The 25,599-nt window shown below is 44.7% G+C and carries 26 protein-coding genes; 5 read left to right on the forward strand and 21 right to left on the reverse strand.

What is annotated here, in order from left to right:
- Nucleotides 1-65: 65 nt before the first annotated feature.
- The 3 genes from AC0VYE_RS26250 to AC0VYE_RS26260 form a co-directional block, all read right to left on the reverse strand.
- Nucleotides 66-1,697 carry a response regulator transcription factor gene (locus tag AC0VYE_RS26250; protein WP_475443475.1) on the reverse strand — a complete coding sequence of 544 codons (1,632 nt, stop codon included), beginning with the start codon at nucleotides 1,695-1,697 and terminating at the stop codon, nucleotides 66-68.
- A complete protein-coding gene (locus tag AC0VYE_RS26255) occupies nucleotides 1,690-3,471 on the reverse strand; it encodes a sensor histidine kinase (RefSeq protein WP_076267538.1) in 1,782 nt (593 codons plus the stop codon). The genes AC0VYE_RS26250 and AC0VYE_RS26255 overlap by 8 nt, the downstream gene beginning before the upstream one ends.
- A 128-nt stretch (nucleotides 3,472-3,599) precedes the next feature.
- Complete coding sequence (locus AC0VYE_RS26260) at nucleotides 3,600-4,187, reverse strand: NAD(P)H-dependent oxidoreductase (RefSeq protein WP_076267537.1); 588 nt, start codon at nucleotides 4,185-4,187, stop codon at nucleotides 3,600-3,602.
- A 210-nt stretch (nucleotides 4,188-4,397) separates the two neighbouring features.
- Here AC0VYE_RS26260 and AC0VYE_RS26265 point away from each other — a divergent pair, with 210 nt between their 5' ends.
- Both AC0VYE_RS26265 and AC0VYE_RS26270 read left to right on the forward strand, forming a co-directional pair.
- Nucleotides 4,398-5,162, forward strand: a complete 765-nt coding sequence (locus AC0VYE_RS26265) for a spore coat protein (RefSeq protein WP_076267536.1) — start codon at nucleotides 4,398-4,400, stop codon at nucleotides 5,160-5,162.
- A 100-nt stretch (nucleotides 5,163-5,262) separates the two neighbouring features.
- Nucleotides 5,263-5,646, forward strand: coding sequence for a transporter (locus tag AC0VYE_RS26270; protein WP_083681866.1), 384 nt, complete (start codon nucleotides 5,263-5,265; stop codon nucleotides 5,644-5,646).
- A gap of 70 nt (nucleotides 5,647-5,716) precedes the next feature.
- Here the strand turns inward: AC0VYE_RS26270 and AC0VYE_RS26275 are convergent, their stop codons facing one another.
- From AC0VYE_RS26275 to AC0VYE_RS26315, 9 genes are all read right to left on the reverse strand, one after another.
- A complete protein-coding gene (locus AC0VYE_RS26275) occupies nucleotides 5,717-7,660 on the reverse strand; it encodes an ABC transporter permease (RefSeq protein ID WP_475443478.1) in 1,944 nt (647 codons plus the stop codon).
- Nucleotides 7,635-8,411 (reverse strand): ABC transporter ATP-binding protein, encoded by a 777-nt coding sequence (locus tag AC0VYE_RS26280; RefSeq protein ID WP_076267534.1) that lies wholly within the window; start codon nucleotides 8,409-8,411, stop codon nucleotides 7,635-7,637. Before AC0VYE_RS26280 ends, AC0VYE_RS26275 begins: the two co-directional genes overlap by 26 nt.
- 124 nt (nucleotides 8,412-8,535) lie before the next feature.
- Entirely contained in the window at nucleotides 8,536-9,633 is a 1,098-nt protein-coding gene (locus tag AC0VYE_RS26285) for a sensor histidine kinase (RefSeq protein WP_475443481.1), read from the reverse strand.
- Nucleotides 9,630-10,370, reverse strand: coding sequence for a response regulator transcription factor (locus AC0VYE_RS26290; RefSeq protein WP_475443482.1), 741 nt, complete (start codon nucleotides 10,368-10,370; stop codon nucleotides 9,630-9,632). The genes AC0VYE_RS26285 and AC0VYE_RS26290 overlap by 4 nt, the downstream gene beginning before the upstream one ends.
- Nucleotides 10,371-10,380: 10 nt before the next feature.
- A complete protein-coding gene (locus AC0VYE_RS26295; RefSeq protein WP_475449739.1) occupies nucleotides 10,381-11,487 on the reverse strand; it encodes a PAS domain-containing sensor histidine kinase in 1,107 nt (368 codons plus the stop codon).
- 25 nt (nucleotides 11,488-11,512) lie between these two features.
- Nucleotides 11,513-12,169, reverse strand: a complete 657-nt coding sequence (locus AC0VYE_RS26300; protein WP_076267531.1) for a response regulator transcription factor — start codon at nucleotides 12,167-12,169, stop codon at nucleotides 11,513-11,515.
- 119 nt (nucleotides 12,170-12,288) lie between these two features.
- Entirely contained in the window at nucleotides 12,289-12,720 is a 432-nt protein-coding gene (locus tag AC0VYE_RS26305) for a GAF domain-containing protein (RefSeq protein WP_076267530.1), read from the reverse strand.
- 477 nt (nucleotides 12,721-13,197) lie between these two features.
- Nucleotides 13,198-13,590, reverse strand: a complete 393-nt coding sequence (locus AC0VYE_RS26310) for a hypothetical protein (RefSeq protein ID WP_076267529.1) — start codon at nucleotides 13,588-13,590, stop codon at nucleotides 13,198-13,200.
- Nucleotides 13,591-13,711: 121 nt separating this feature from the next.
- Nucleotides 13,712-14,074 carry a HesB/IscA family protein gene (locus AC0VYE_RS26315; protein ID WP_475443486.1) on the reverse strand — a complete coding sequence of 121 codons (363 nt, stop codon included), beginning with the start codon at nucleotides 14,072-14,074 and terminating at the stop codon, nucleotides 13,712-13,714.
- A gap of 250 nt (nucleotides 14,075-14,324) precedes the next feature.
- Here AC0VYE_RS26315 and mqnE point away from each other — a divergent pair, with 250 nt between their 5' ends.
- Nucleotides 14,325-15,428 carry an aminofutalosine synthase MqnE gene (mqnE, locus tag AC0VYE_RS26320; protein ID WP_076267527.1) on the forward strand — a complete coding sequence of 368 codons (1,104 nt, stop codon included), beginning with the start codon at nucleotides 14,325-14,327 and terminating at the stop codon, nucleotides 15,426-15,428.
- Between the two features lie 62 nt (nucleotides 15,429-15,490).
- A complete protein-coding gene (locus AC0VYE_RS26325) occupies nucleotides 15,491-16,558 on the forward strand; it encodes an NAD(P)/FAD-dependent oxidoreductase (RefSeq protein ID WP_475443488.1) in 1,068 nt (355 codons plus the stop codon).
- A gap of 9 nt (nucleotides 16,559-16,567) precedes the next feature.
- Here the strand turns inward: AC0VYE_RS26325 and AC0VYE_RS26330 are convergent, their stop codons facing one another.
- A complete protein-coding gene (locus AC0VYE_RS26330) occupies nucleotides 16,568-16,840 on the reverse strand; it encodes a YuzB family protein (protein WP_076267525.1) in 273 nt (90 codons plus the stop codon).
- An 86-nt stretch (nucleotides 16,841-16,926) separates the two neighbouring features.
- Between AC0VYE_RS26330 and AC0VYE_RS26335 the strand changes: the two genes are divergently transcribed.
- Nucleotides 16,927-17,172: a NifU family protein gene (locus tag AC0VYE_RS26335; RefSeq protein WP_054026871.1), complete on the forward strand. Its 246-nt coding sequence runs from the start codon at nucleotides 16,927-16,929 to the stop codon at nucleotides 17,170-17,172.
- A 120-nt stretch (nucleotides 17,173-17,292) separates the two neighbouring features.
- Here the strand turns inward: AC0VYE_RS26335 and AC0VYE_RS26340 are convergent, their stop codons facing one another.
- The 8 genes from AC0VYE_RS26340 to AC0VYE_RS26375 form a co-directional block, all read right to left on the reverse strand.
- On the reverse strand, nucleotides 17,293-18,075 hold the full coding sequence (locus AC0VYE_RS26340) for an SDR family oxidoreductase (RefSeq protein WP_076267524.1): 783 nt from the start codon (nucleotides 18,073-18,075) through the stop codon (nucleotides 17,293-17,295).
- 19 nt (nucleotides 18,076-18,094) lie between these two features.
- On the reverse strand, nucleotides 18,095-18,811 hold the full coding sequence (locus AC0VYE_RS26345; protein ID WP_475443491.1) for a Cthe_2314 family HEPN domain-containing protein: 717 nt from the start codon (nucleotides 18,809-18,811) through the stop codon (nucleotides 18,095-18,097).
- A gap of 61 nt (nucleotides 18,812-18,872) precedes the next feature.
- Nucleotides 18,873-19,802 (reverse strand): COX15/CtaA family protein, encoded by a 930-nt coding sequence (locus AC0VYE_RS26350; RefSeq protein WP_475443493.1) that lies wholly within the window; start codon nucleotides 19,800-19,802, stop codon nucleotides 18,873-18,875.
- Between the two features lie 156 nt (nucleotides 19,803-19,958).
- Nucleotides 19,959-20,306: a thioredoxin family protein gene (locus AC0VYE_RS26355; RefSeq protein ID WP_339204466.1), complete on the reverse strand. Its 348-nt coding sequence runs from the start codon at nucleotides 20,304-20,306 to the stop codon at nucleotides 19,959-19,961.
- Between the two features lie 45 nt (nucleotides 20,307-20,351).
- Nucleotides 20,352-21,971, reverse strand: coding sequence for a copper amine oxidase N-terminal domain-containing protein (locus tag AC0VYE_RS26360; protein WP_475443496.1), 1,620 nt, complete (start codon nucleotides 21,969-21,971; stop codon nucleotides 20,352-20,354).
- Nucleotides 21,972-22,115: 144 nt separating this feature from the next.
- Entirely contained in the window at nucleotides 22,116-23,297 is a 1,182-nt protein-coding gene (locus tag AC0VYE_RS26365) for a polysaccharide deacetylase family protein (RefSeq protein ID WP_475443498.1), read from the reverse strand.
- Nucleotides 23,298-23,393: 96 nt separating this feature from the next.
- On the reverse strand, nucleotides 23,394-24,737 hold the full coding sequence (locus AC0VYE_RS26370; protein WP_256710850.1) for a sensor histidine kinase: 1,344 nt from the start codon (nucleotides 24,735-24,737) through the stop codon (nucleotides 23,394-23,396).
- A 66-nt stretch (nucleotides 24,738-24,803) separates the two neighbouring features.
- On the reverse strand, nucleotides 24,804-25,502 hold the full coding sequence (locus AC0VYE_RS26375) for a response regulator transcription factor (RefSeq protein WP_076267519.1): 699 nt from the start codon (nucleotides 25,500-25,502) through the stop codon (nucleotides 24,804-24,806).
- Between the last annotated feature and the right edge of the window lie 97 nt (nucleotides 25,503-25,599).

Below are 25,599 nucleotides of genomic sequence, written 5' to 3' on the forward strand. Positions count from 1 at the left end.
GCCCACACGTGGACTCCATTATTTTTACATTTACTCTATCTTTTTTACTTTTCACTCAAATAATTTTATTTTTGTTGTTTTTCATACTCGATTGGCGTGTTTCCAGTAATTTTTTTGAATACCGTAAAGAAATAATTGTAATTGTTAAAGCCAACCTGCTTCACAACATCCTTTAAATCAACATCGCCTGACCTGATCAGCAGCTTAGCTTGTTCCACTCGCACATGGTTGACATAATCAGCGAAGCCTTGACCGCATTCCTCCTTGAACATTCGGCTCAAATAAGAGGAATTGACTCCAATGACATCTGCGGCCTCCTGCAAAGTGATTGGCTCTGAGAATTTTTTCCGAACCCACTCCATAGTACGGCGGGTATTTTCAGAATAAAGATTGTCATGCACATATGGACGAAGCGCCTCGACAAGCTTCTTATACACCCCAACAATCCATTCCTTCAGATCGGAGAGCGTATCAAATTTACCAATCGCCAGATAAGGATTCTGGTCGCCCTCGAACAAATCCTTGTCTGCAATGCCCGCTTCCTTCGCCTTGCGATTAACAAGATGAATGAGTTCTACCGCAACCATTTGAGCCATTTTATGCGGTGCGCGCGCTTCATTCATTCGAGTAAACAGCTCTTCGATTTTGATGACCAGATCCTTTTCATTGGATGCTGCGAGAAGCGACAGCAATGTTCGCTCCAGCTTCACATCAACGGAGAAGCTTGCACCAGAGTCAGCCCCTGCCTTTCGCTGTATCCCCGGCCAAATGACGACATCGCCGCCTTCATAAAACCTCTCCTGCAGCGCTTTATCCGCCTCATTGAAGTATTCATGCAGCACATTCACTTTGCTGCACATTTCACTTACGCTGAAGCTTAACATGAGGTTAAGCTGCCGTTTTGCGCTTAATCTAATTCGGGAGAGCGCTTCCGATATAATCGTGTGCCAAATAAATTTGCTGTTTGTATCAAATGAAAATAAAATGGCAAACTTCCCATTTTCAATCGGCGTCATATAAGCGTTTCCTGTATCTGCAAGGATATTGTCTGTAATATCCATAAAAGTGCCCATAATATAGTCAAGCTCTTTGGCGTTATATTTATCATGAAGCATGCCCCGGCTATCCCACTCAGCAACGACGACGGTGAGCATCCTTAGGTTCAGAGCTAAATCAAGCTTGTCCATCTGCACGAGAAGCTCTTCTTCGCTATTGTACGTGTACTGAACAAGACTTCGAATGCCCCCCCTGATCAGCGTCGTTTGATTCTGCTGAATTTGCCGCTGCAAATCCAGCGTCTTCGCCTGCTCCTCCTGCTCTATCGCAAACCGCTCCCGTGCGCTTGCAAGGGCAGCAGCCAATGTTTCTGCATCCAGCTCATGCTTCAAAATATAGTCGACAGCGCCCTTTTTCATACTGTTCTTCACATAATGAACATCGCTGTAGCTGCTGATCGCTATCACTTGAATATGCGGATAATGCTCCTCCATATAACTGATCAGCTCTAAACCATCCATTCCCGGCATACTCATGTCCGTAATGACGATTTCAGGCTTTCGTTCATCCAAAAGCTTGATCGCTGCATAGCCGCCGCTGGCTTCTCCGCATAAATGAAAGCTGCCCGCTTCCCAGTTCATGATGTTTTTCAGCTTGCTCAACATAGGCAGATCGTCATCGACCAGCAAAACATTAATCATGCTTTTTGTCTCCCTTCACTTCAATCGGAATACGCACGGTTACCGTCGTGAATAAACCGGGCACGCTCTCGATTTGCAGGCCATAGCCTATTCCATAATGGAGCTTCATTCTCTCCTGTACATTTACAAGCCCAATACCGCTAAATCTAGACCGATTTTTTTCAGTGACTTTATTAAAAATAGTTTTCAATCGCTCTTGCTCGATGCCTACACCATTGTCTGACACCTGTATTACGATATGTCCATCATCCTCATATCCTTTAACCGTGAGCTGTCCTCTTCCCTTAAGCGGCTCTAAGCCATGAATGAGGGCATTCTCAACGATAGGCTGCAGCAAAAACTTCAACATACGCACCTGCAAAATCTCTTCCTCGATGTCGAATACAGCGACAAACTTATCGTAATAACGAAACTGCTGAATATTCAAATAATGCTCCAAATATTGCTGCTCCTCTTGAACGGTAACATACTCTCCGCCTTTGCCCATGCTGCTATGCAGGAGTGTAACGAGAGAGGTAACAAGCTGCTTAATATTGTCGGCTTTCTGTACATCTGCCAGCCATTTGATTTGATTTAATGTATTGAATAAAAAATGAGGATTGATCTGCGCCTGAAGCGCTTTAAACTCAAGAATCCGTTTCTGCTCCTCCGTTTGCTTCACATCATCTAGCAGCAGCCGCAAGTTGGTAACCATCGCGTTAAAGCCATGGCTCAGCTCCTCCACCTCATCGCCTGATGAAATGGCAATAGGATCAGATAAATTGCCCTCACTGACCTTCTTCATGGCCTGCCTTAAACGGCCGATATTAATCGTAATTTGATTGGACAAAATCGTAGCAACAAAAAGGGCAACAATGAGGGTCACCATAGGAATAATCATAATCGTATTGGCTGCTTTTCTGCTCTCTGCAAGCAGCTCACCCTGTGGAATTAGCCCCACTGTCGTCCAATTTGTAAAATCGGAAGTATGATAAATAACAAGATGCTTCTCTCCGTTTATGTTCATGCTCAGCTTGCCCGAGCTGCCCTTCAGCTCAGGGAGTACATCTGCATAAGCTGTATTTGAAATCGGCTGATTAATATCCTTGTTGCGCGGCGAGTAGACAAAATTCCCTTTTTCATCAATCAGAAACAGCTGACTTTTATTAGGCAGAGGGGTATTGAAAATGCGCTCAACAACCTCATAACTGAAATCAACCATGACGTAACCTGCAGCCTCCGAGCCGTCCATGATTGCCCTCGCAATAGAGACGACGTTTTGGTTCACATAGGAAGACACATAATTAAGTTTTTTATTGGAATGAGTCGTAATAAATATTTTGTTTCCTCTTTGCTCGAGCAGCTGCTCGAACCAGCTCGACTCCATAAATTCATTGGTTGGAACCGTGGCCCCCTGCGAGTAGCTGCGGCCTCCCAAACTCGCTACTTGTATGCTCGATATGTAATATTTGTAGCCATATAAACTAGAAATGAAGTTATCAAGCTTACGATCCTTCTCGAGTCGATTAATTAAACTTTCAGAGGGATCAGGCAAAAGCACATCAATCACGTTGGGCCGGTTGAGAGAAATGATCGTACTAATATAATCGATGTCCTTGAGCGTAAGCTCGAAGCTTTTATTCGCATCCAGAATGGTTCGGGACATAAAGCTCTCAGCCGCTTCGCGCTGGCTATCATAATATTTGTTGTACCACAACACGCTAACTATCGTCAGCGAAACAATGATTACTACAGAGAAGCTTGTGAATATCTTGGTGCGAATGCCGATTCTCATTCCAAATCTCCAATTCTATACATTTAGGCTTTTGGACTATATGATACTCCTCAACCTCGGACAGGACAAGCATGCTTTAAAAAAAGGAAAAGCTGATCGCATCGTTGCGACCAGCTTTTCTTGGCTTTCTATTCGAATAAGCTGACTGCCTTGCCCCGCACTTCTTCAAGCATCTTCTTTCGGGCTGCATCATCAATTTGCGGCACGCTGCCAAAAAAGATATGGCCAACTGACTTGATGCCGCAAAATTCATAAATACCCGTATCCGAAGTTTTTTTCAGCCCGTCGTACATGCCAGTCTGGCTGTAAATTTCCGAAGGCGTTCCATGTGTATTAATAATAAGCCCCTTCTTGCCTGCAAGCAGCTTGCTGATCGTTCCATCCTCACCATAGGCATAAGCGAAACCATACGAGAATACCCGATCAATGTAGCCTTTAATAAGTGCAGGCAGCCCCGTCCACCAAATAGGATATACCATCGTAAACGCATCCGCCCATTTCACATGCTCTTGCTCCGTTTTAATATCCATAGGTGTGTTGCCTTCGCGCAGCGCCTCAAAATCGCTGGCTTTGAGCACAGGGTCAAATCGCATCGCGTACAAATCTCGGACGACGACCTCATGGCCTTGCTCCTTTAATGATCCAATAAAAGCATCCACAATGGCGTTATTGAAGCTGTCTGGATTAGGATGACAATAGACGATTAAGTGCTTCATAAAAAGGCTGCACCTCCGTAAGTATATAGACATCAGTCAGCATTAGTGTTGCCTAATCATCTTGCAATATGTAATGCCTGAATGCTCTCTTTTCAAGCGAAAGCTTGCTTTGGTTTGTTTGCCCGCATCTAGGCATTCGCACAGTCCAATCGCAAGGAATTGGCATAGGTATAGACAGAAACCATGTATTTTAGGCTTGGAGGAATAGTTATGCACTCGTCTTTCCATACACATAGGTACCAGCCAGATCGGTTAGCAACAGACGAATATTTGCTTGACATGAAACAAGGAGATGTAACTGGTGACGGCATACCTGATCAGATTTATTTAATTGGTCATAAACCGGATGGACCATCCGGTATATTCGCAGATCATATTACGCTAGTCATTCAAGATGGATATTCACAGCAGCGCACAGTCGTTCCTTTACAAAACAATGCCGGTTATAATGCTGTCCTGCTGCTCGGCGACTTTGATAAAAATCAAATACCTGACATTTTGATCAGTATCGATTCCGGAGGAAGCGGCGGTTACGGCATTTTTTACATTTACTCCTTCGCTCACCATGCGCTTCACAAGCTGTTTGATTCAGACAGCTACAATCAACAATACAAGTTTCGCGTCCAGTATGAAGATATGTACAAAGTATCGGTATCAAGTGCTCAGCTTGATTTGCTGTTTATCATTGATATAAGCAGCAAAGGGGCCGCTTATTTAGCCACTTATTACAACGAAAACGGAATGCTGAAGCAGCCTCTGCAAGGCGAAGTGCTGGCTATCGCAGCATTAAATCCAATCATAACTGCCGAGAACCGGGCATCCTTCGATCTGCAGGCTCTTCAGCGCATCATTGGACCTACAAACGCTGATACGCTCGGTTATGTAGAGAATCTGCTGACATGGAATGGAAACAGATTTGATTCCTCTAGATTAAACGTCGCTATAATCGGTACTCCGCTCCAATCACATTTTTAAATTTTTTCAGATTGAATCGCTGACAATGATCGTTCGCCCAATCGTTGCTAGGTATTTCTGCATAACATGCATTAGCCCAATTGATAAGGAGTGATTTTGCATGGCATTTATGCCTCCAATAGGCCCTCAGGGGCCAATGGGACCGATGGGGCCTTTCGGACCATTTGGACCGCAAGGTCCACAAGGTCCACAAGGACCGATGGGACCAGGACAACAAGGTCAACCAGGTATGTCGGGTCCGACCGCTCCGCCACCACAATTCACGCCGCCGCAGCCAGCTGTTTCGTCATTTGCAGTTGATCCAGGCGCTATTTCCGGCTGTTTGTTCCGCAACACTTACGTATGGTTGGATAATGGTCATGGTTTCTGGTTTTTCCCTGTATTTGTTGGACGTACATCTGTCTCCGGTTTCCGTTGGTTCGGAAGATCATGGGGTTACACCGGTATAGATTTACGGAGAATCAGCTCTTTCACTTGCTTCTAAATGTTCATATGAACATAAAAAAAACGACTTCTCCTCATTTTCTGAGGAAAAAGCCGTTTTTTTAATTTCATTATGCTTTTGCCCCGCGAAGCATACTCTTCATGTAGCTGCTGCATGCGGTTATGAAGTACAACGTCTGCATCACGATATAAATGCCGATAACGACAAAAGAGTAAATCCAGTTAGATGATTCCATAATGTTGTCGAGTGCTTTCATCGCGAACAAGGCGTGACAAATGCCAACAATGACAGGAACAAAGAAGACGATGCCGACCTGCGTTACAACAATTTTGCGAATCTCGCCCTTCGTCATGCCGATGCGGACTAAAGCTTTAAACTGGGCTTGGTCTTCTTGCAGCTCGGTGAATAGCTTGAAATAAATCATGCTTCCCGATGCAATGAAGAATAGCAAACTAATGAACATACCGATGAATAAAGTCAAAGAAACCGTTTGATTCATTTCTTGCAGCGTTTTTACACGGCTAAAATCAGTTTGGGATTGAAATTGTTCTGGCACAAGCTTGCTAAGCTTCTCAACCGTAGCTGCTGTTTTCTCCCAATTGCTTAATTCATAGCCGTACATCACATAAAGCTCATCTTCCGGCACAATCGTTAGCAGCTGCATGTAGGAAAAATCATCCATTACGAAAGTAAAATAGTTGCTATCGAGATAATTCATTACATGCGCTTGTACCGAGCCGCTTATATCGAATGCCGTTTCCTTACCGTTAATGCTGCCTTTTACAGTACCTGCTTGTTCTCTTCCTTTTGATAAATAGGACTTTATAAGCGTTAGCTTGCCATTCTCAGGCTGAATGCTCGGCTGACCCGTCAATGCTGCAAGCTTGTTGTAGTCGGTAGCTGAAATAACCAAAGCAGCATAATCATAATCACGCGCCTTTTCGTCTCCCCATTTAACCGAAAAGCGATTCAACAGTACGCCAGCTGCCTTTGCTTCACGCACAATTTTGTAGCCGTCCTCTTTGACTACTTGTCTAAGCTTACCTGGGTCAATAACCTCATGTGTATTCAAGCCTTTTTCACTATAAGCTAGCGAGAAAGGAGAGTATTCTATCATATTTTTTTTGGCACCGATGTTCATCACATATACCGTCCCAAGGGCAGTCATAACGATTGCGCTTAGAATAGATACAATAAATAAAATACGCGCATTATCCTTTATCTTATAGCCGAGCTGTGCAAACACGATCATATTGGTCCGTTTATAATATATCGATGATCTTTTTTGAATATAGCGGAGCAGCAAAATGCTCAGCTGAGTAAAGAGAAAGTACGTCCCGATAACGACAGTAATTAGTATTGGCAAGGCTAGGAGCATGAAATTTCCATCGTTCATAACCAGAGCCATGCCATATGCAGCCGATAAGCAAACGACAGACACAGCAACCAGCCAAGGCGAGAATACGAGCTGTCCTTTTGGCTTGCGAGCCGCTTTCAGCAAATCAATAATTTCAGTTCGTCCAATGCGAAGCGCTGTCCAAATGGAGATCAGCATGAACAGAACAAAAAAACCGCCTGCCGTTAAGCCAATGGCTTTGATTGGAGCCGCAAAAGATATCGCTTCCTGCAAATTAAGAAGCACCGTTAGAGCCATAAAAAACAACTTGCTGAACAGCATGCCAAGACCGATGCCTACAGCGATGGCCAGCGCAGCGATCGCCGCATTTTCATAAATAACAAGCTTTCGTAGCTGAGCTTTTGTCATCCCGAATAAAGAGAACAAACCAAATTCCTGCTGCCTCGTTTTGAGAAATGCTGAATTAGAATAGAGTACAAACAAGAACGAGAAGATGACAATAATATATTCACAAAACACCATGCCTGTACGAATTTTTGATGCCGCCATAATGTGGCCGCTCGTTACTTCTGGATGGTATAGAAACGCTGCATAAATATAAAAGATCATAACAGAAAAGACGCTGCTCAGGAAAAATGCGCTGTACGACCGCCAGTTGCCCCGAATGTTACTAAGCGCGAGCGAACGGAACGTCATCAAAATTACCTCCCAGCACGCTGAGCGCATCTAATATTTGTTGGAAAAACGCTTGCCTGTTCGAGCCGCGGCGAATTTCCGAGAAAAACTTGCCGTCTTTGATGAATACGATGCGCTGACAGTAGCTCGCAGAGAATGGATCATGCGTTACCATCAATACGGTCGCCTTAAAACGCTCATTCATATCCTTCAGTGAATCCATAACATCCTTCGCTGATTTGGAATCGAGATTGCCCGTCAACTCATCTGCAAGCACGAGCGAAGGCTGATGAATAATAGCACGGGCGATTGCTGCGCGCTGCTTCTGGCCGCCAGACACCTCATACGTCCGCTTATTCAAGATTTGTTTGATTTGCAGCAATTCAGCGAGCGAATCCAGTTTTTGTTCAATTAGCTTCGGTGCCATGCCCTCCATTACGAGCGGCAAAATGATGTTTTCCTTGATTGATAATGTGTCTAGCAAGTTAAAATCCTGAAAGACGAAACCAAGCTCGCGGCGGCGGAATAAGGCCAGCTTCTTATCGGTTAGCTTACTTGGGTTTACGCCGTTGATTTCAATTTGACCAGAGGTTGGACGATCGATCGTGGACAATAAATTCAGCAGAGTTGTTTTTCCGCTGCCTGAGGGCCCCATTACCCCTACGAATTCTCCCGCTTCCACTTGAAGCTCTATATCCTCAAGCGCTTTGTAAGCGACGTTGCCTTTACTGCTGTATATTTTGCCAAGCCCTTCTGCTTTTAGTACGCTCATTGCTTTGTTCCTCCCCAGATCTATCTGTAATGTGCTTCATTACCGTTAGTATAGACGAGGGGAAGAGGTTAAACCCATCGATTTCCCTTTCATTCACACCCTGCCAACCTTACAAATTTGTCACCTAACCTGAGCTTCCGTTACCTCCGCTGCCCATAATATGAATGCCGCGCGGTTTGAATGCGACACTGACCGTCGTACTTTCTCCGAGAACCGAGGAAACGGTCATCTCATGACCTAACCGATTGCATACCTGCTTAGCCAAATAAAGCCCCATTCCTGTTGACTCGCCCGCCGTTCGTCCATTCTCACCTGTGAAGAAAGGATCAAAGATGCGTGGAAGATCATGCGGCGCAATACCAATGCCTTCATCAGTCACCTGCAGCCTGCCTCCTCCGCCACTGAACGCCTCCAATTGAAAGAGCAGTTTTTTGCCGCCTTCTTTGCTTTTACTATATTTGATTGCGTTGCTAATGAACTGATTAAGCACAAAGGTCATCCATTTCTCATCGGTTTCCACGAATGCTTCCCCCTCGACACGAGGGAAAATGGAGTAACGGATGCAAAGCTTCTTATGGGCGTTGATGACCGAGCGCACAAGCTCATGAAGCGCTACCTGCTTGACATGCAGGTCGATTTCAAACTTATCCAGACGAGCTGTATACAGCATCATCTCAAGCCCCCGCGTCATCCGATCGGATTCCTCCTGCATACTTAGCGCCAGCTGCTGCTGTTCCTGCTGCGAGGACGAGTTCTGCTGCAAAACCTCCTGTGCGAGCAAATCGATGACAGATACAGGCGTCTTCATATGATGCACCCATTGCAGCACAAAATGATTATGTATTTCCTGCTGCCTTCGATATTTGCCAAGCTCGTTCAAATAAGCCCTGCTCTGCTCCTCCAGCATTTTAGCGACAAGCTTCTGCTCCTGTGTCACTGTAGCTTGTACGATTGTTGAAGCTTGCAGTTCTTCAGACCGTGCAATCGCCTCTAACATTTGCTTAAAGTACGTGCGCTGCCGCAAATAATCAACGACCAGCCACGTCCCTAGCAAAAATAAAGCAATAACAATAAAATAATAAATCGTACCCAGCTCGACTAACCCTGGGTATCGCTCACGCTCAAGGAGAAGCAAGGTGACGGCGAGTAAAATAATTAAACAAGCCATAAATATAAATAACAGACGATCACGTAAAAATAACGCCAGCGATAAGCCTCTCATCGTGACGTTTCTCCTACTGCATTTTCGATTACGAGCTTATAGCCCTGTCCCCGCACCGTTTCTATCGCTTTAGGAAGCCCAAGCTCCTCCAGCTTTTTCCGAAGTCTGGTCACATTGACCGTAAGCGTATTATCATCGACGAATTGCACATCATCCCAAAGCGCTTCAAGCAGCTGCTCCCGCGAAACAACCATGCCTTGCCGCTTCATCAAGCATTCAGCCAGCAGCTGCTCGTTTTTTGTCAGCTCAATGCGAAAGTCTCTCCATTCAAGCTCATTACGGTTCAAGTAAAGACGGAGATCGCCAGCTGACAGCTCCCCTGTTTGCGAGGCAACGCCCGTTTCTGCTGCTGCAGACCCGGATGCCGCATATTCCCCGTAAGCTCGCCTTAGTACACTCTTCACCTTTGCCATTAATAAATCCAAATGGATAGGCTTTGTAATATAATCATCGCCGCCGTTCTCTATAGCCATAACTTGATCCATCTCGCCAGCACGGGCAGAAATAAAAATAATAGGGAGGCTTGAACGTGTTCGAATTTGTCTGCACCAATAATATCCATCATAGTAAGGCAAATTAATATCGAGCAAAATGACATGCGGATCAAAAGCCTCCAGCTCCGGCATAATTTCACGAAACTGTGTAACAACGGCTGCCTCAAATCCGTATTTATCCATATTTTTTTTGAGAATTGAAGCAATCTTATCGTCGTCCTCTATGATGAAAACTCGATACATGAAATTCCTCCTATAGGTTTACGCCTTTTCCTTCCGAATTCTTATCTTTAGGAACAATTAGCTTTACCTTTGCTCCTTTGCCAGGCTCCGAAACAATATCCAAATAACCGCCGATGCTGCGAGCTCTCTCCTCCATGCTGAATAAGCCTACACCGTGGCCGATGCGATCAGGACTGAAACCGAGCCCTTGATCTGTTACGCTGACGACGACCTCTTCCTCCAGCTCCTCAACCACCACTTCAGCCTCGCCTACATCGGCATACTTCGCGATATTCGTTAATGCTTCTTGAATGACACGATAAATAGCTGTTTCCTTCATAATGCCCAGCCTGCTCTTTAAATTGCATGTGAGCGTCAATCGAATGCCAAAATGCTGTGAATAATTGTCCACATAAGTTCTTATTGCCGGAACGACACCTAAATCATCGAGAACTGATGGCCTCAGCTCCCAAGCCAGACCACGAATATCCTCCATCACGCCTGATACATCGCTGCGAAGCGTGCCCAGTTCAGGAATATCATCGTGATCTCCAATGATGCGGTCAAGCTGAATAAGCAGCGAAAAGAGACTTTGGCCAATCCCGTCATGCAGCTCTCTCGATATTCGTTTTCGCTCTTCCTCTTGAATTTCAATCACCTTAACCATCATTTCCTTCAGCTCTTGCTCAGCCCGCTTCCGCTGCGTCACTTCACTGCGAATGGCTAAATATTGATAAGGGTTGCCCGCTTCATCAACGAAGGGAACAATCGTCGTGTTAACCCAGTAGTAGCTTCCGTCCTTGGCACGATTTTTAATTTCGCCACGCCATACTTCGCCGCTTGAAATAACTTCCCACAGCTTGCGGAAGAAATCGCGCCCATGAAATCCGGAGTTAATAATCCGATGATCCTTGCCAATTAACTCTTCACGGCTGTACTTAGAAATTTCACAAAACTTATCGTTTACATATTCAATGCGGCCTTTATGATCCGTTACCGCAACGATTGACGATTCATCCAGTGCAAACTTCACATCTGCAAGCTGCTTAAGAGATTGATTAACTTGCATAAGCATCGACTTATCGTCAATCTCATCCTCCAGAACGGATAGAAGATAATCGACGTCTGATCCAATCATTCGCCGAAAGTTGTTACCGCCATGCTTAATCAAAATGCAGCAGCCCCTTCTCTAGCGCAAACTTAATGAGCTCCGGCCTTGTTCTAAGCCCGAGCTTATCCATCACATGGCTTTTGTGAGTCTCGACTGTCTTTACGCTAATAATTAAACTTTCTGCTATTTCCTTATTTGAGTACCCTTTGGCGATCCAGCCCAAAATCTCCTTTTCGCGCTCAGATAACGTATTGTAAGGGCTGTTGTCCTCCCCGCCTTGCTTCAGCTTGACGAGATATTCGCTCATCAACCGCTTGGTAGCCGTAGGATAAAGATACGCATTTCCTTGCGCTACCGACTGGATAGCTGATATGAGCTCATCATGAGGCGCATTTTTCAAAATATAGCCTGAAGCTCCGATATGAATCGCACGGAACAAATATTCGTCATCGTCATGCATCGTCAAAATAAGAACCGCCGTCTCAGGCAGCAGCTTCTTCAGCTCCGTCGTTGCTGTCATCCCGTCTTTGCCATGCGGCATACTAAGATCCATCAATACGACATCCGGCACTAATTGCTGTGCCATCTGAATGGCTTCGTCCCCTTCCGAGGCTTCCCCTACTACCTCGATATCATGCTTGCCGTGCAGCAGCATTGCTAGACCCGATCTGACCATGGCATGATCATCACAAATAAGCAGCTTAATCATCTTGTTCTCCCCTCACTGGAATGATACCTCTGTCGATATGAGTCTATCATTTCTATTATCTATACTAGTATAGCTTACATTAGGCAGTGAATTGTATTTATAGTCAAAAAAAGCCATCATCAAACGAGCATTGATGAAAGCTCTACTGTAATATGTGAAGCCTTCTCCAGCTCTTCGGCGACATAGGTCTTCTCCGAGCGTCTACCGATAAGCAGAACGCCGCAGATGCCTTTAGGCGTTTGAATGGGTACGCTTGCAGCAATGCGCAGCTGCTCCGTCAGCAGAATCGGCTCTCCTAACTTGAACCGCACCGTATCGGTCATAGCCGAGCTTGTGCTTGCGGTTCTGCCGGAGCGTATCGCCGTACCGGACAAACCCGCAGACGACTTCTGCTCAACTAGCGGTGTGCGCTCACTTATGCTGCCTGACGCCTTGGACCAGCGCAGCTTACGTTTGCCCGTATCGATCAAGCCGAGTATAGCGAAATCGCTGCCTGTCTCCCTCTTCAATCGCTCGATGTATGCAGCGATTTCCGCTTCTATCGTCTTCATCCTCATTCCTCCTTCAGGAAATACAAGCAATCTCTAACCTTATTATAAAGCTAAGAAAATGCTTTGTATGTCAGGGAATTCCCTGAATTAATGCCATCCAAACCATCATTGCCTTAAGTGCACCGCGATTTCGGCATAGAAAAAAGGAGCCCTTTTACAGGCTCCTTCTTCGACGGTGTTTGATCGTACGAGTCTTCACATCTAACACTTCACATTGTTAAGATTACTTGGGCACCGCTTGTACACATTCCGTTTTAATGGATTGCGCTTAGCGTGTGTGTTCAGAGATGCTCTGCGACACAACCCCTCGCTTTCATAAAAGCTTAGTGATTAAATAAGTTCCTCCTGCAGCCCTAGCACCAAAAGGTCCAACGGAACCACACCTCTCTTCACACCGTCAAATCTAATATGCACATCATTTTACTGCCTTATACCTGTTTTGAAAATTTTTTTATGCCTGCATTCATCCCATAATGATTAGAAGTTCTCCTGCGTTTGAACAACAATAAGGCTGGATGACTCTTTCTCTGCATCGTGTTGAGCGCTCTTCTGCTCCGCTTCATTTTTGCTTAGCAAATAGAACATTTCGCCGGCAAAAAATACGATCGTAAAACCAATGACTAACATTAGCTTAATCGTCGTCGCTTTATTTCTTTTCATCATTTCATTTTTTTCTGTTTTCATGGTTGTCCATGTTCTCTTGTCCTTTATTGCCGTGCTCGCCAGGTGACCGCAAGCACATTGGATCGGTGAATGGAACGCATAGCCTTCTGAGGAAATCGTATAGTTGTCTGTTTGAACTGTATGCTTTCTATTGCATGATGTGCAGCCTACCTCAATAAACTGTCTATAATCACGAATAAATTTCATGCGCTGTTATCCCCCAAGATGATCGATTTATAGACTTAAAGCCAAACCGACAACAAAAAAAACTTCCGGAATGCATATGAATTTCATACGCATTTCGGAAGATAACATTCACCGCTCGTTATTAGCACTCGCCTGCTGCAGCTGGTTTTCCTGCATCCTTCGCTGTGCGGAACGATGAACCGCAGCCGCAAGTTGCACTTGCATTCGGGTTCTCGATCGTAAAGCCGCCGCCCATTGCCGATTCCTTAAAATCGATAACAAGACCATTTAAGTATTTAACGCTGTCTCCATCTACAACCACTTTAAGGCCTTCCATATCTAGAGCCTTATCGCCTTCATGCTCTTCATCGTCAAAGCCCATGCCGTAAGAAAAACCACTGCAGCCGCCTTCTTTTACGCCTATGCGCAAGAACATCTCAGGGCCGCCCTCTTCAGCAAGCATTTCTTTTATTTTGTCAGATGCTGTATCACTGATTGTGATCATGCTACATCCCTCCGTTTATCCATCATTCGTTTTAATTGCTGTTTACTTTTCACTTACTTATTTGTAGTATACTCCAGTTTGTTCAGTTGCTCAATAGAAGCATGCCCACAAATGAAATTTACAATTTGTGTAAATGCCAATACTTTTCTTATTGCCCCTGCTACGTATGAGGTTTATAATAGTTACAGCTTCTTTAATCGGAAAAGAAAGTTATTTTTTTCACAAACTACTTAAATCAGGAGGCTTAGCCATGAACGTTATAATACCGACAGAGGATACAAAGATGCAGCACATTATTGAAAAAGTGCGTCATGGGCAGCGTTTAACGCTTGAAGATGGTGTTTTCTTATATCAATCAGACGATCTGCTTACAATTGGACAGCTCGCAAATGAAGTTGCCCTGCGCAAAAACGGCAAGAAGGTTTATTTTATTGAGAACATGAGTCTTTACTTTACGAACGTTTGTGAAGCCCATTGTGCATTTTGCAACTTCCGCAAGGATGAAGGCGAGGAAGGCTCCTACACGCTTAGCGGCGAGCAAATGATTGAATATGTAGAACAGCATTTCCACCCTGGCGTTCGGGAATTCCATATCGTAGGCGGTCATAATCCGAATGTTCCTTTCCAATATTATGTAGATTCTTTGAAAGCATTAAATGAGCGTTATCCCGACGTAACTCTTAAGGCTTATACAGCAGCGGAGATCGACTTTTTCTCCCGAATCAGCGGCTTGACTTACCGCGAGGTGCTTGAGGAGCTCATGAAAGCCGGCCTGAAGTCGCTAACAGGCGGAGGCGCAGAAATATTATCAGATCATTACCGCAAAAAAATGCGTGTAGACAAAGCCGACGTTACCCAATATTTGCAGGTTCACCGGACTGCTCATGAACTAGGCCTGCGCACGCACACAACCATGCTGTATGGTTCAATTGAAACGAAAGAAGACCGCATCCGCCACATGATGCATATTCGTGATCTTCAAGACGAAACAAACGGCTTCCAAGTATTTATTCCGCTTTCTATGCAGCCGATTAATCCAAGAGCCGGCATTCGCAGACGTAATTCAGCATTCGAGGATCTTAAGACGATTGCAATCAGCCGTTTGATGCTCGACAACTTTCAGCATATTAAAGCTTACTTTATTAACATTGGTGTACAGCTTACTCAAGTTGCATTAACGATGGGAGCATCGGATGCGCATGGCACGATTGTGAAGGAAAAAATCAGCCATGCTGCAGGTGCCCTAACTCCTGAAGGCATAACGCGCGAAGATCTCATTTGGCTCATTAAAGGCGCAGGACGAATTCCGGTGGAACGCGATACTTTTTACAATGAAATTAAAGTTTACGAGTGAGTAATCTACAACACGAACGCACAAAATAGACCATCATCAAGAAACGTGGAGTTGGAAATCATATGAGAAAACTTATTATTTTGGGCGGAGGTTATGGCGGTCTTGCCATAGCTAACGAGCTCTTAGAAAAACAGTTGCCGATCGATGTTTCCATCGTACTGATTGACCGAATGCCTTTTCAAGGCTTAAAAACGGAATATTACGCGCTTGCTGCTGGAACCGTCTCAGACCTGGAGCTTCGCGTAAAGTTTCCGGTTGATCCAAGAATTTCACTCGCTTACGGCGAGGTCTCCGATGTGGATATGGAGCTGAAGCTTGTTCATATCGAAGGTCAAGAATCGATGGAGTATGAATGGCTTGTTATTGGCCTAGGTTGTACGGACAAATATCATGGGATTGAAGGCGCTGAGCAGTATTCTACGAGCATTCAGACCTTCTCAGCCGCTAGACAAACCTACGCTCATCTCAATGACGTTAAACCTTATGGCCAAGTGTCCATTGTAGGCGGCGGGCTAAGCGGTGTCGAGGTTGCAGCGGAACTGCGCGAGAGTCGTCCTGATCTTAACATTCGTATTTTGGATCGCGGGCCTAAGGTGCTTTCGGCTTTCCCGAGCAAGCTGCAATCCTTTGTAGCGGAGTGGTTCGGAGAGCATCATGTTGAAATGCGCGGCCATGTCGGACTTACAAAAGTCGAAGGCGGCATTTTGCATGATGGCAATTCTTCAACACCTATTTATACAGATGTAACGGTATGGACAGCAGGCATCCAGCCTGTACCGCTCGTGCAGCGAATGGAATTGCCGAAGGATAATCAAGGCAGACTTATCATTAATGAATACCATCAATTGCCCGATCATACCGATGTATTTATCGTTGGTGACTGCGCAGCACTGCCGCTGTCGCCAAGCGGTCAAGCCGCAGGTGCCCAAGGCAAGCAAATTGCCGAGGTACTGCAGGCTATCTGGCATGATAAGACACCTCGTCTTGGCAAAATCAAGCTAAAAGGCGTTCTCGGTTCACTCGGCAAAAAAAGCGGCTTCGGCTTGATGGGCGGAACCGCTATTATGGGCCGTGTGCCACGCCTTGTTAAGAGTGGAGTGCTTTGGAGATCTAAACGTCACCTAGGCTAGTACAACGTATTACAAATCATCGAGCAGCTTATCCAGCGCATCTTGATCTGCCTTTTGCTGCTCAATGGCTTTCAAAATATTGTCGTGCAGCTCGTCTACCGAGTCTGCGGATACGATTGCACCCTCAACTAACGCAAATGGGTTTAAATAACATTCGCCGCAGTTGCCTAAGCAGCCATATTCGGTTACTTCGTATTCATCATTTTGCTCAAATAATTGCATTATACGATCAGTGCCGTGGTGCATATTACTGGCACAAAACTCAATCATTGTTTTAAACATGAGGCCTCACCTAACTTTACTAAGTTACTATCCATTTTCAATTGCTTCACTTTGTACTATAATAGGGGAGAAAGGAGATGATTGCAATGAGTGAACAAGTACAAGACACGATGTACGATGAAGTATTGGACGTACTCGATAAGCTTCGTCCGTTTTTGCAGCGCGACGGCGGCGATGTTGAACTAGTCGATGTTGAAGGCGGCATCATCAAGCTTCGCCTAATGGGTGCATGCGGAAGCTGCCCAAGCTCGACGATCACGCTTAAAGCGGGTATCGAACGCGCACTTCTTGAAGAAGTTGAAGGTGTAATCGAAGTCGTTCAAGTATTCTAAAAATATAAGAACGAATCATGATTGCTCTAGGCATGACAAATGATGAAGAGTCTTATCGACAGCATAGGAGCAAGCTCCGAAGCTTAACGATAAGACTCTTTTTTTTAAAATCCTATAAGATCAGAACATCCCTTTAATATTGGCGACGATTGGATCAAAGCCGCCCGTGACATCAATTACATTGCCCGTTAAGAAATTCGATTGCCGGTCACATAGAAACAGCACCACACGCGCTACATCCTCGCCAGTACCTGGACGTCCGATCGGCGATTCTTTATCGTAGTCTTCCTCAACCTCAGCAATAGATCGTTCCTTGTTGACGCCCCGGATATCTCCAGGCCCAATTAAATTAACGGTAATGCCATGCGGTGCTTCTTCGACTGCTAACGACTTCGTAAACGAGACAAGTCCTGTCTTCGCAGCGGCATATACCGCTCGATGCGGCCAAGCCCGCGCTTCTCCTGCATGTCCGAAGCCAAAGTGAACGATACGTCCCCATTTGCGCTCTCGCATGCCAGGCAGCAGGCGATGATCCAGCAGCATAACGCCTAACAAATTGCCGTGGAGCAGTCTAATAATAGTCTCTTCATCATATTCGCTGAATAGACGCCGCTTGCGGACAAATGGGCCTGCGTTGTTGACCAGTATATCTACGCCGCCAAATGAACGCTCAGCCTCGTCAGCAAGCCGCTCAACGCCCTCAGTCGTAGCAATATCAGCTTGCACGGTAATTGCCTTTACACCAAGCTGCTCGATCTGTGCCTTTACCTGCTGTGCTTCAAGCTCGCTCTCGTAGTAGTTAATGACAACATTGCAGCCTTGCTCAGCAAGCTGGAGCGCCGTTCGTTTGCCGAGTCCCTTAGCGCTGCCTGTTACTAATGCTGTTTTCCCTTTGAGTCCCACGAGTTTTCCCCCCTCGGGATTATGGTTGCTTGTTTCGCATCAATCCGCATGCGTATTGATACGTGAGCAGCAGCGATTCCATCGCTAAATATAGACCCTGCGTCAAATCAGCGGATTGCTCTGCTACATTTTCCAGCTTGATCTCTTCACCGTACATACGGCTGCTTTGAATAAGATCATCCTGCATCTCCGAGTTCATAAAATGAATCTCGGTGTTTCTGCGCTTGCGCATCCTTGTTGTTGATTCCTTGTATTTCTCCTTCACATCATTCAGCTTCCAAGTAAGCCCTGGATGAGCTTTCTTCTCCCGCATGTTGCGCAAAACGGTGAAATAGGAAAAATGCGGCTTTATCCGCTCCGTTCTCATATCGAGAAGTTCATTAAGGAACGTACCAAGCTTATCCAGCAAAGAAAATACACGGATAAAAGCGTTTTTATCAAAGTAGATATAACGATTATAATGGATACGTTCCTCATCTGTCATTTGTTTGAGAGATGAGGAAGTAATTTTATGTTGAAAATGAAGGGCGACATAATGGCTTTGCTCTAGCTCGTCCAAAGAAGAACGAAGTCCAAGCGTCCAAATCTCATATTTGCGCAGCTTTTGAACGTCAGCTCCGCTCTCAGCCATTTTTTTGGACAAAATGGAGATGAACTGATCCATGAAACGATACGTTTCTGCAAGGGTTCCTTCCGCTTTTCTTAAGGGTTCATCAAACAGGAAACGCAGCATCATCGAACAGTCCCTTCTACATTAACATGCCTATTGCTGACTTTGATCATTTCAAATGCTTTTACTATCCTTTGCGCCCTTCTCTGAGGCGCCATGAACGAATTAATATGTCCATTAATAATCCAAACAATCCGGTTACAATCAGATTGTGCAATAAATTGGTGAACAGAAACCACTCTGAGTTTGTAATCGTAGCTGTCAAAAGCGCGCCGCTGAAAATTTGAGTAATGACAAGTCCGAGCGTCCACGCAGCAGGCTTCGTTAAACCAGCTCCGCCATGGCTGACCTTACGAATATGGAGATACAATCCTGCAAGGCTGATACCAAGCAGCAAAGCAGCCACACGGTGGATAAATACCGCTCCTGTTGCTCCGCTAATCTCTGGAATCACTTCACCGTTACAAAGCGGCCAGCCCAGACATCCGCCGCCAGACTCCGTATGCCGAATGAATGCTCCCAAATATACAACAACGTAACAAAAGATAGCCGTAAGCAGGACGCGAGGGAAAATAGAACGCGGTACTTTAAACTCCACTGGCGGTCCGTCTTTCGCTCTAAACGTCCAAATGACTAACAACAGTGTTGCTGCAAAAGCGATTAATGAAATACCAAAATGTATGGCCATAATAGGTGGCGATTGAGGCCACATGACGGCGGCTGCCCCCATTAACGCTTGGATGATTGTGAATAACAATGCACCGCCAGCATAAAAAAATGGCTCTTTGTAGCTGTTTCGGTTTTGCCTAAATTTACGGAACATTGCAACGGCAGTAGCGAGAACAAGAAGACCTTCAAAGCCTGTCACAAGCCGATGTGAATATTCAATCATGGATTCAATTGTATAAGCAGGAATAAATTTGCCATGACACAAAGGCCAGTCATCACCGCAGCCTCGTCCAGAATCCGTATTCGTCACTAATGCTCCGCCGAGCAGTACAAGAAGCATTCCGATGCACGCAGCGAGAGCTAACGCGCGAAAACGCCCGGTTACCATAATAAAATCACCTTATTTCATGTTTTAATAACAGTTCAATTATAGCCATAAAAAAAGGCAAAAGCCATGTTGAAAATGTGACACTTCAAGTAGAAGCACTGAAAAAAAGGAAAGCCCGCGCTGAGAGAATGAATTCTCTAAGGCGCGGACTAACGATTACTTTTGAGCCAGCGCGTCGCTGACTTGGATGGCACGATCGACGAATTCCTCGATTTCCTCGCGTGATTTGCGCAGCTTGCTAACGAATCTAACTAGCTCCTTGCTTTCACGGAAAGCGATAAAGCTCGGTATGCCCAGTATGTTCAGTTCGGAGCAAAGATCAGGTAGATCGTCGCGATCCAGCTCGATGAAAGTAACCTTGCCTTCATAATGACGTTCTAAATCCGGCATAAACGGATCGATAAAATGGCAATCCTTGCACCAAGTCGTCTTAAATACTGCAATCGTGAGCCCTTCGCTTGCCACTGCTTCGCGGAAAGCCTCATCTGTCGTTAACTTTTTCATCTCGCACCTCTGCACATCGTTGTATTTAACTTGATCTTATGCTGCTTATACTTCCCGATCCAGCGTAAATATTCTCATGTCATCGCCCATGTCGATCCAGCCAATCTTTGCTTTTAATGCTGCAGCCAAATTACGCGCTGGAACATAAGTCGTACCGTTAATAACGGTTACCGGGAACGCCCATTTTACATTTTTACCGTTAACGACGGCTGTATCGCTGCCATTTTTTAAAACAATGGTCGTATTTGTAGCTCCATCATTAACTTTTAAGCTTTTCGTTTTTGCGTCATACGTCAGAGTAGCACCCAACTGCTCAACCGTATCGCGGAGAGGAATAATTGTAATATTGTCGGCAGTCAAAATCACTGGATTATAATAATCAGAAGGATACCATGTGATGTTCTGCTTGCCGATATGCAATTTATTTTTCAATAAATCATAAGCAAATGATTTTTCATCAAATTGCTTCAAAACTTGATAACCTTGCATGCCAAGAAGCTTATCTAAAGAAATATCCGTCTTGGATGCTACAGGCGCATCTGCCTTTACAGCGCCGTTTACATTCCAAGTTTCGCTCTCAACCTTGATTGTCAGCCCTTTAACCGGCAAAATACCATATTCTAGGTCCACAGCTGGAACATAAGAAAGCTCATAGGCTTGTTTCCGAATATCTAGCTTATTATCGAAATAAACATCTGCTTTGATGGTTAAGTCCTTGCTGAAAATTTCGTCTAATGTTTCATCCGGCTCTTCCTCAAGCAGCTTCAGCTCGCCCTGCAGCTCCGTTAAGAGAAGAGCGATAGCGTCCGTTGCTTCCTTGATCGCTTCCTTAGGATCCTCGGCATCTAATCCGCTGCCTTCAAACGGGTTAATCGTACCTGCAGCTGCCCACACATTTGGATTGCTCTGAAGAATCTCAAACACGCCTGTTATCATCTTGTCTAAACCAGCACGATCAGCAACAAGTGCATCAACATATTTTTTCACCCATGCCCAAATTTCAGGACCATCGAGGTCAACATGCACTTTCATCAATGAAGTCGGTGAACCATTAATGGATTCATTTACTGGCTTCACTTCAATTCGTTCTGGATTTGGCAGGTTATGTATAACATACGAGCCAATGGTATCCAGCATCTGGTGGCCAAGCGCAGTTAGCGCCGCTTCATCAACTGCCGGAGCTTCAGCAGATGCTGCTCCCGCTGGCAAGCCCGTCAAATCTGATACCCCAGTCAAACCAAGCAAACCCTCGCTCGTCAGATCAAGCACAAAAGGATGCTTCGCTCCCTCAAGCTCCATCACAGCAAGTTTGTCAGACATTTTCAATGAGAATTTAATGCTTGCCGTTTCTCCAAAAACGAGGCTTCCATCCATGGAGATATTTGAGCTGTCCTGCGCTTTAACATGATCCAGTTGAAGCTTCATATTGGAAACCAGCTTCATAATGGCAAGTTCTTCTTCAGGAGCACCTTCATAGGCTTCCTCATCTAGCAAGAGCTTAAATTCTAGCGATTGCTTGCTTTCACTTGAGGTAACTTTAAGCGAGTTTTTGAGCGCCGTATTAAAATCAAGATTGGAAACCGCTTGACAACCGGCAACGAAAATAAGTGTTAAAGCTAATAAAAGAATCAATAACTTGCTTGGTCTTGCAAAAAATGATTTCATTCACTCGTCTCCTTTGTTATCGAACATCAATAAGCAGGTTATTGTTATTCACAAACTCTACTCATTGTACAGGAGACTCTATTTGTTGTAAATGTATGGAAAGCACTAGTTTTGTCGAATTTTCAAGCCTTTTACAAGCAGCCATTACGACTGTTTTGTTTGGATTTCCACTTGCTTTGTATCACGACGCCAATTGATTTTCCAATCATAATAAGTTGCAATGTCTCGCAACGCAATCATTTGCACCTCAGTACCAGATTTCTCGGAGAAATGGATGTCAGGAACCTCTTTCTCGTCTATAAGCAGCTTAGCAGAATGATCGCCCTTCAACTTACGGATAAGCTCTTCTTCGGTTTCACCTGCTCTTGCCCCATTGATTCGGAAGCCATTGTGATGAAGCTTAGCGTTAATGCCTTCTTTCGTCGTAAACGTAATAGGTATACCTACCGCTTTGGTCAGCTCCAAAACAGCTTCACTATAAGCACCATATGGAAACGCAAGCGCACTCACCTTATTGCTGAGTTCACTCTTCAGCCGATCCTCAGCCCTAAGCAAATCTTTTTTCAACCGTTCAACGTACTCCGCCTTTGTTTCCATCTTTTTCTTTTGTTTATCATAATTAAGCTTGGACATGACAGGCGCTTCATTACCGTGTTCGTTCACTGCTCCATAACGATGCATATCAAAAGTGTGGCTCATAAAGCTCATTCCCGCTTGCTGCATTTCCCTCATCTGATCCCAAGTCAGCTTTGGCGTTCCCGGCTTCGTACGGTCATCGATCGTCGAGACGATTACAAAGTTGACAGCAGGATAACCGTATTCCTTCAGAATCGGATAAGCAAGCTTATAAAAGCTTTCATAGCCGTCATCAAATGTAATCAACAGCGCATTGTCCGGCACATGGCCTTTTCCTTGCATGAAGTTAATATATTGTTCAATAGTAATAACTTGAAAGCCGTTTTGCTTCACAAGCTGCATTTGTTTTTTAAATCGCTCCACAGCAATAATGCCATCAGACTGAGGTTTTATTGCGATATCATGATACATAAGGACGGCGACCTGCTCTGAATAATAAACACTCTTTTTACTGGAAGACATACTGAATAAATCAAACTGCTCGTCAAACGCTTGCTCCAAATATTGCGCCGATACCATCAAGCGGTCGTTTTGAATCATAGCAGGCGCCTCGCCCTCTAGCTTTGTACCATTTACTATCAATTGAACGCTGTTTACCTTGTTCTCATTTGAACATCCTGTCAGCAGCCATCCAACCATCATAGCGACAGCAATGACGATTGCTAGCGCTGCTTTTTTCTTTTGATCCATTATGATTTCCCCCTCAACTACCCAACTAATGGATAGTGTAGAGGAGAAATCTTATCGACTGCGTTTATAGCCGCTTAACATATGCTTAAAGAAATCTTAAGTTTCAAGATGCGCCAACGGGAAGCTCATCTCGAATATCGTTTCCTTAGTGGAACTGCTAACCGATATTCGTCCATTTTGCGCTTCGATAATACTTTTGGTAATCGCGAGTCCAAGGCCCGTTCCTCCAGACCCCGATTCAGAAGATCGTGATCGGTCAACACGGTAGAAGCGGTCAAAAATAAAAGGAACATCTTGTGCCGGAATTTGCTCGCCGTAATTAATAACTCGAATGACAGCTCGATCTTCTATATTCTCGATCTGCAAATCGATAATTTTGCCTGTGCTGCCATATTGCATGGCGTTCGTCATTAAATTATCGAAGGCGCGCGCCAGCATATTCCCGTCCGCCATAATGAACAATGTGTTTTCCTTTGTTTGAATATTGCAGGTCATCTTGGCCTTCTCTAGGCTTGGAACGAACTCCTCCGTAAGCTGAAGTGCGAAGCCGACAATGTCTAGTTCATCAAGCTCCAGCGGCATGCCGTTGTTTAGCTTTGTGTATTCAAACAGATCATCGATCAATCGTTTCAGATGCTTCGATTTCTCATAGGCGATGTTAACGAAATATCGAAGCTCTACCTCATCCTGATAACGATCCTGATCGATCAGTTCAAGGAATCCTAAAATGGACGTAAGCGGTGTGCGCAGATCATGAGATACACCCGTAATTAAATCATTTTTTGATTTCTCGGCATTTCGCTCATCCTGCAGCAGCTGATTGAACTGCTTGCCTAATCCATTTATGCTGCTTGCAATTTCTCCAAGCTCATCCGACGCTTTGACAGGAATAACATAATCAAGCTCCCCAGCGCCCAGCTGCTGCAGGCCAAATCGTATTTCCTTCAAATAGTTAATCATGTTCCTGCTTGTCCAGAAAAATAAAGCTAGAAAAAGCAGACATCCAAAAATAGCAATGACAGGGGCAGAACCGATATTGTTTACGATCCAAATTAATGTACGATTATACGATGTGTATTGTATAAGAAAATAGGCAAGCAAATGCCCTGCAATGACGCAGCATAACATAAGACCTAAGCTTTGCAAGAAAGCAATGATAAAGGATAAACGAATGGTACGGAAAAACTTATAGCCTTTCGGATTATCACTCGCCCCACGCTGGTCAAGCTTCCTGTAGCAAATTACAAAGATCAATAAACCCGCAGCAGCTGCGATTGGCGTTGATCCGATGTTCTCAATTGCCCATTTGATTGTCTTGTCGTATGGGTTTATATCTAACATAAACCACAGCAGCATCCAGCCAATCACAGCAAACAGCACCGCTGCTCCTAAACTTGCTGCAGCTGCCTTTAAGTTGAATTTGTTCTTTTTCTTCATCATTTCAGCACCTTCATTTGCGAGGTTTGCATCTAAATAGGCAGGTGGAAGACGTGGTTTACACGATGCCTATAGCGCATCCATTTTATAGCCTATTCCCCAAACGGTTTTGATAAATCTCGGATTTTGGGCGTCCTTCTCAATTTTCTCTCGAATTTTACGGATGTGAACCATAACGGTGTTTTTGGATTCCATAAAAGGCTCGTTCCATGCGTTCTCATATATTTTGTCCATACTGAGGACAATACCGCGATTGACAGCCAGCAGGTTAAGAATAGAAAATTCACGAGGCGTTAGTTTAATTTCCTGCCGATCAACGGTTACCGTGTGCGTAGCTGTATTTATAATGAGATCATCGATGATGATTTCATTATCATTATGACTCGCTTTCGAATGAAATTGCTTTGCTCTGCGGATATGCGATTTGACGCTGGCAAGCAGTACCAGCGGGCTGAATGGCTTCGTCACATATTCGTCCGCCCCGAGGCTAAGACCCGATATTTTATCAATATCCTGCGATTTTGCGGACAGCATAATAATTGGAATATGGTTTTGCTCCCGAATTTTCATGCACGCTTCAAGCCCGTCCATAACAGGCATCATCACATCAAGTATAATAAGATCCACCTTATGCGTATTAAGCTTCTCCAGCGCTTCAAGCCCATTGGATGCCTTTAGCATCGTAAATCCTTCATTTTTAAAATAAATTTCCATTAGGCTTAGTATTTCCTTCTCATCATCTACCATTAGTATCGTTTCTCTATTCATGTCTCTGTACTCCCTCCTGCGGTGTGCTACTCATTAAATATAACATGATCTGTATCCATTGGTTCATTTATGTATGTTAGAGAGTGGCGCCGCAAAT

The organism is Pristimantibacillus sp. Z349TD_6 (genome assembly GCF_056173205.1).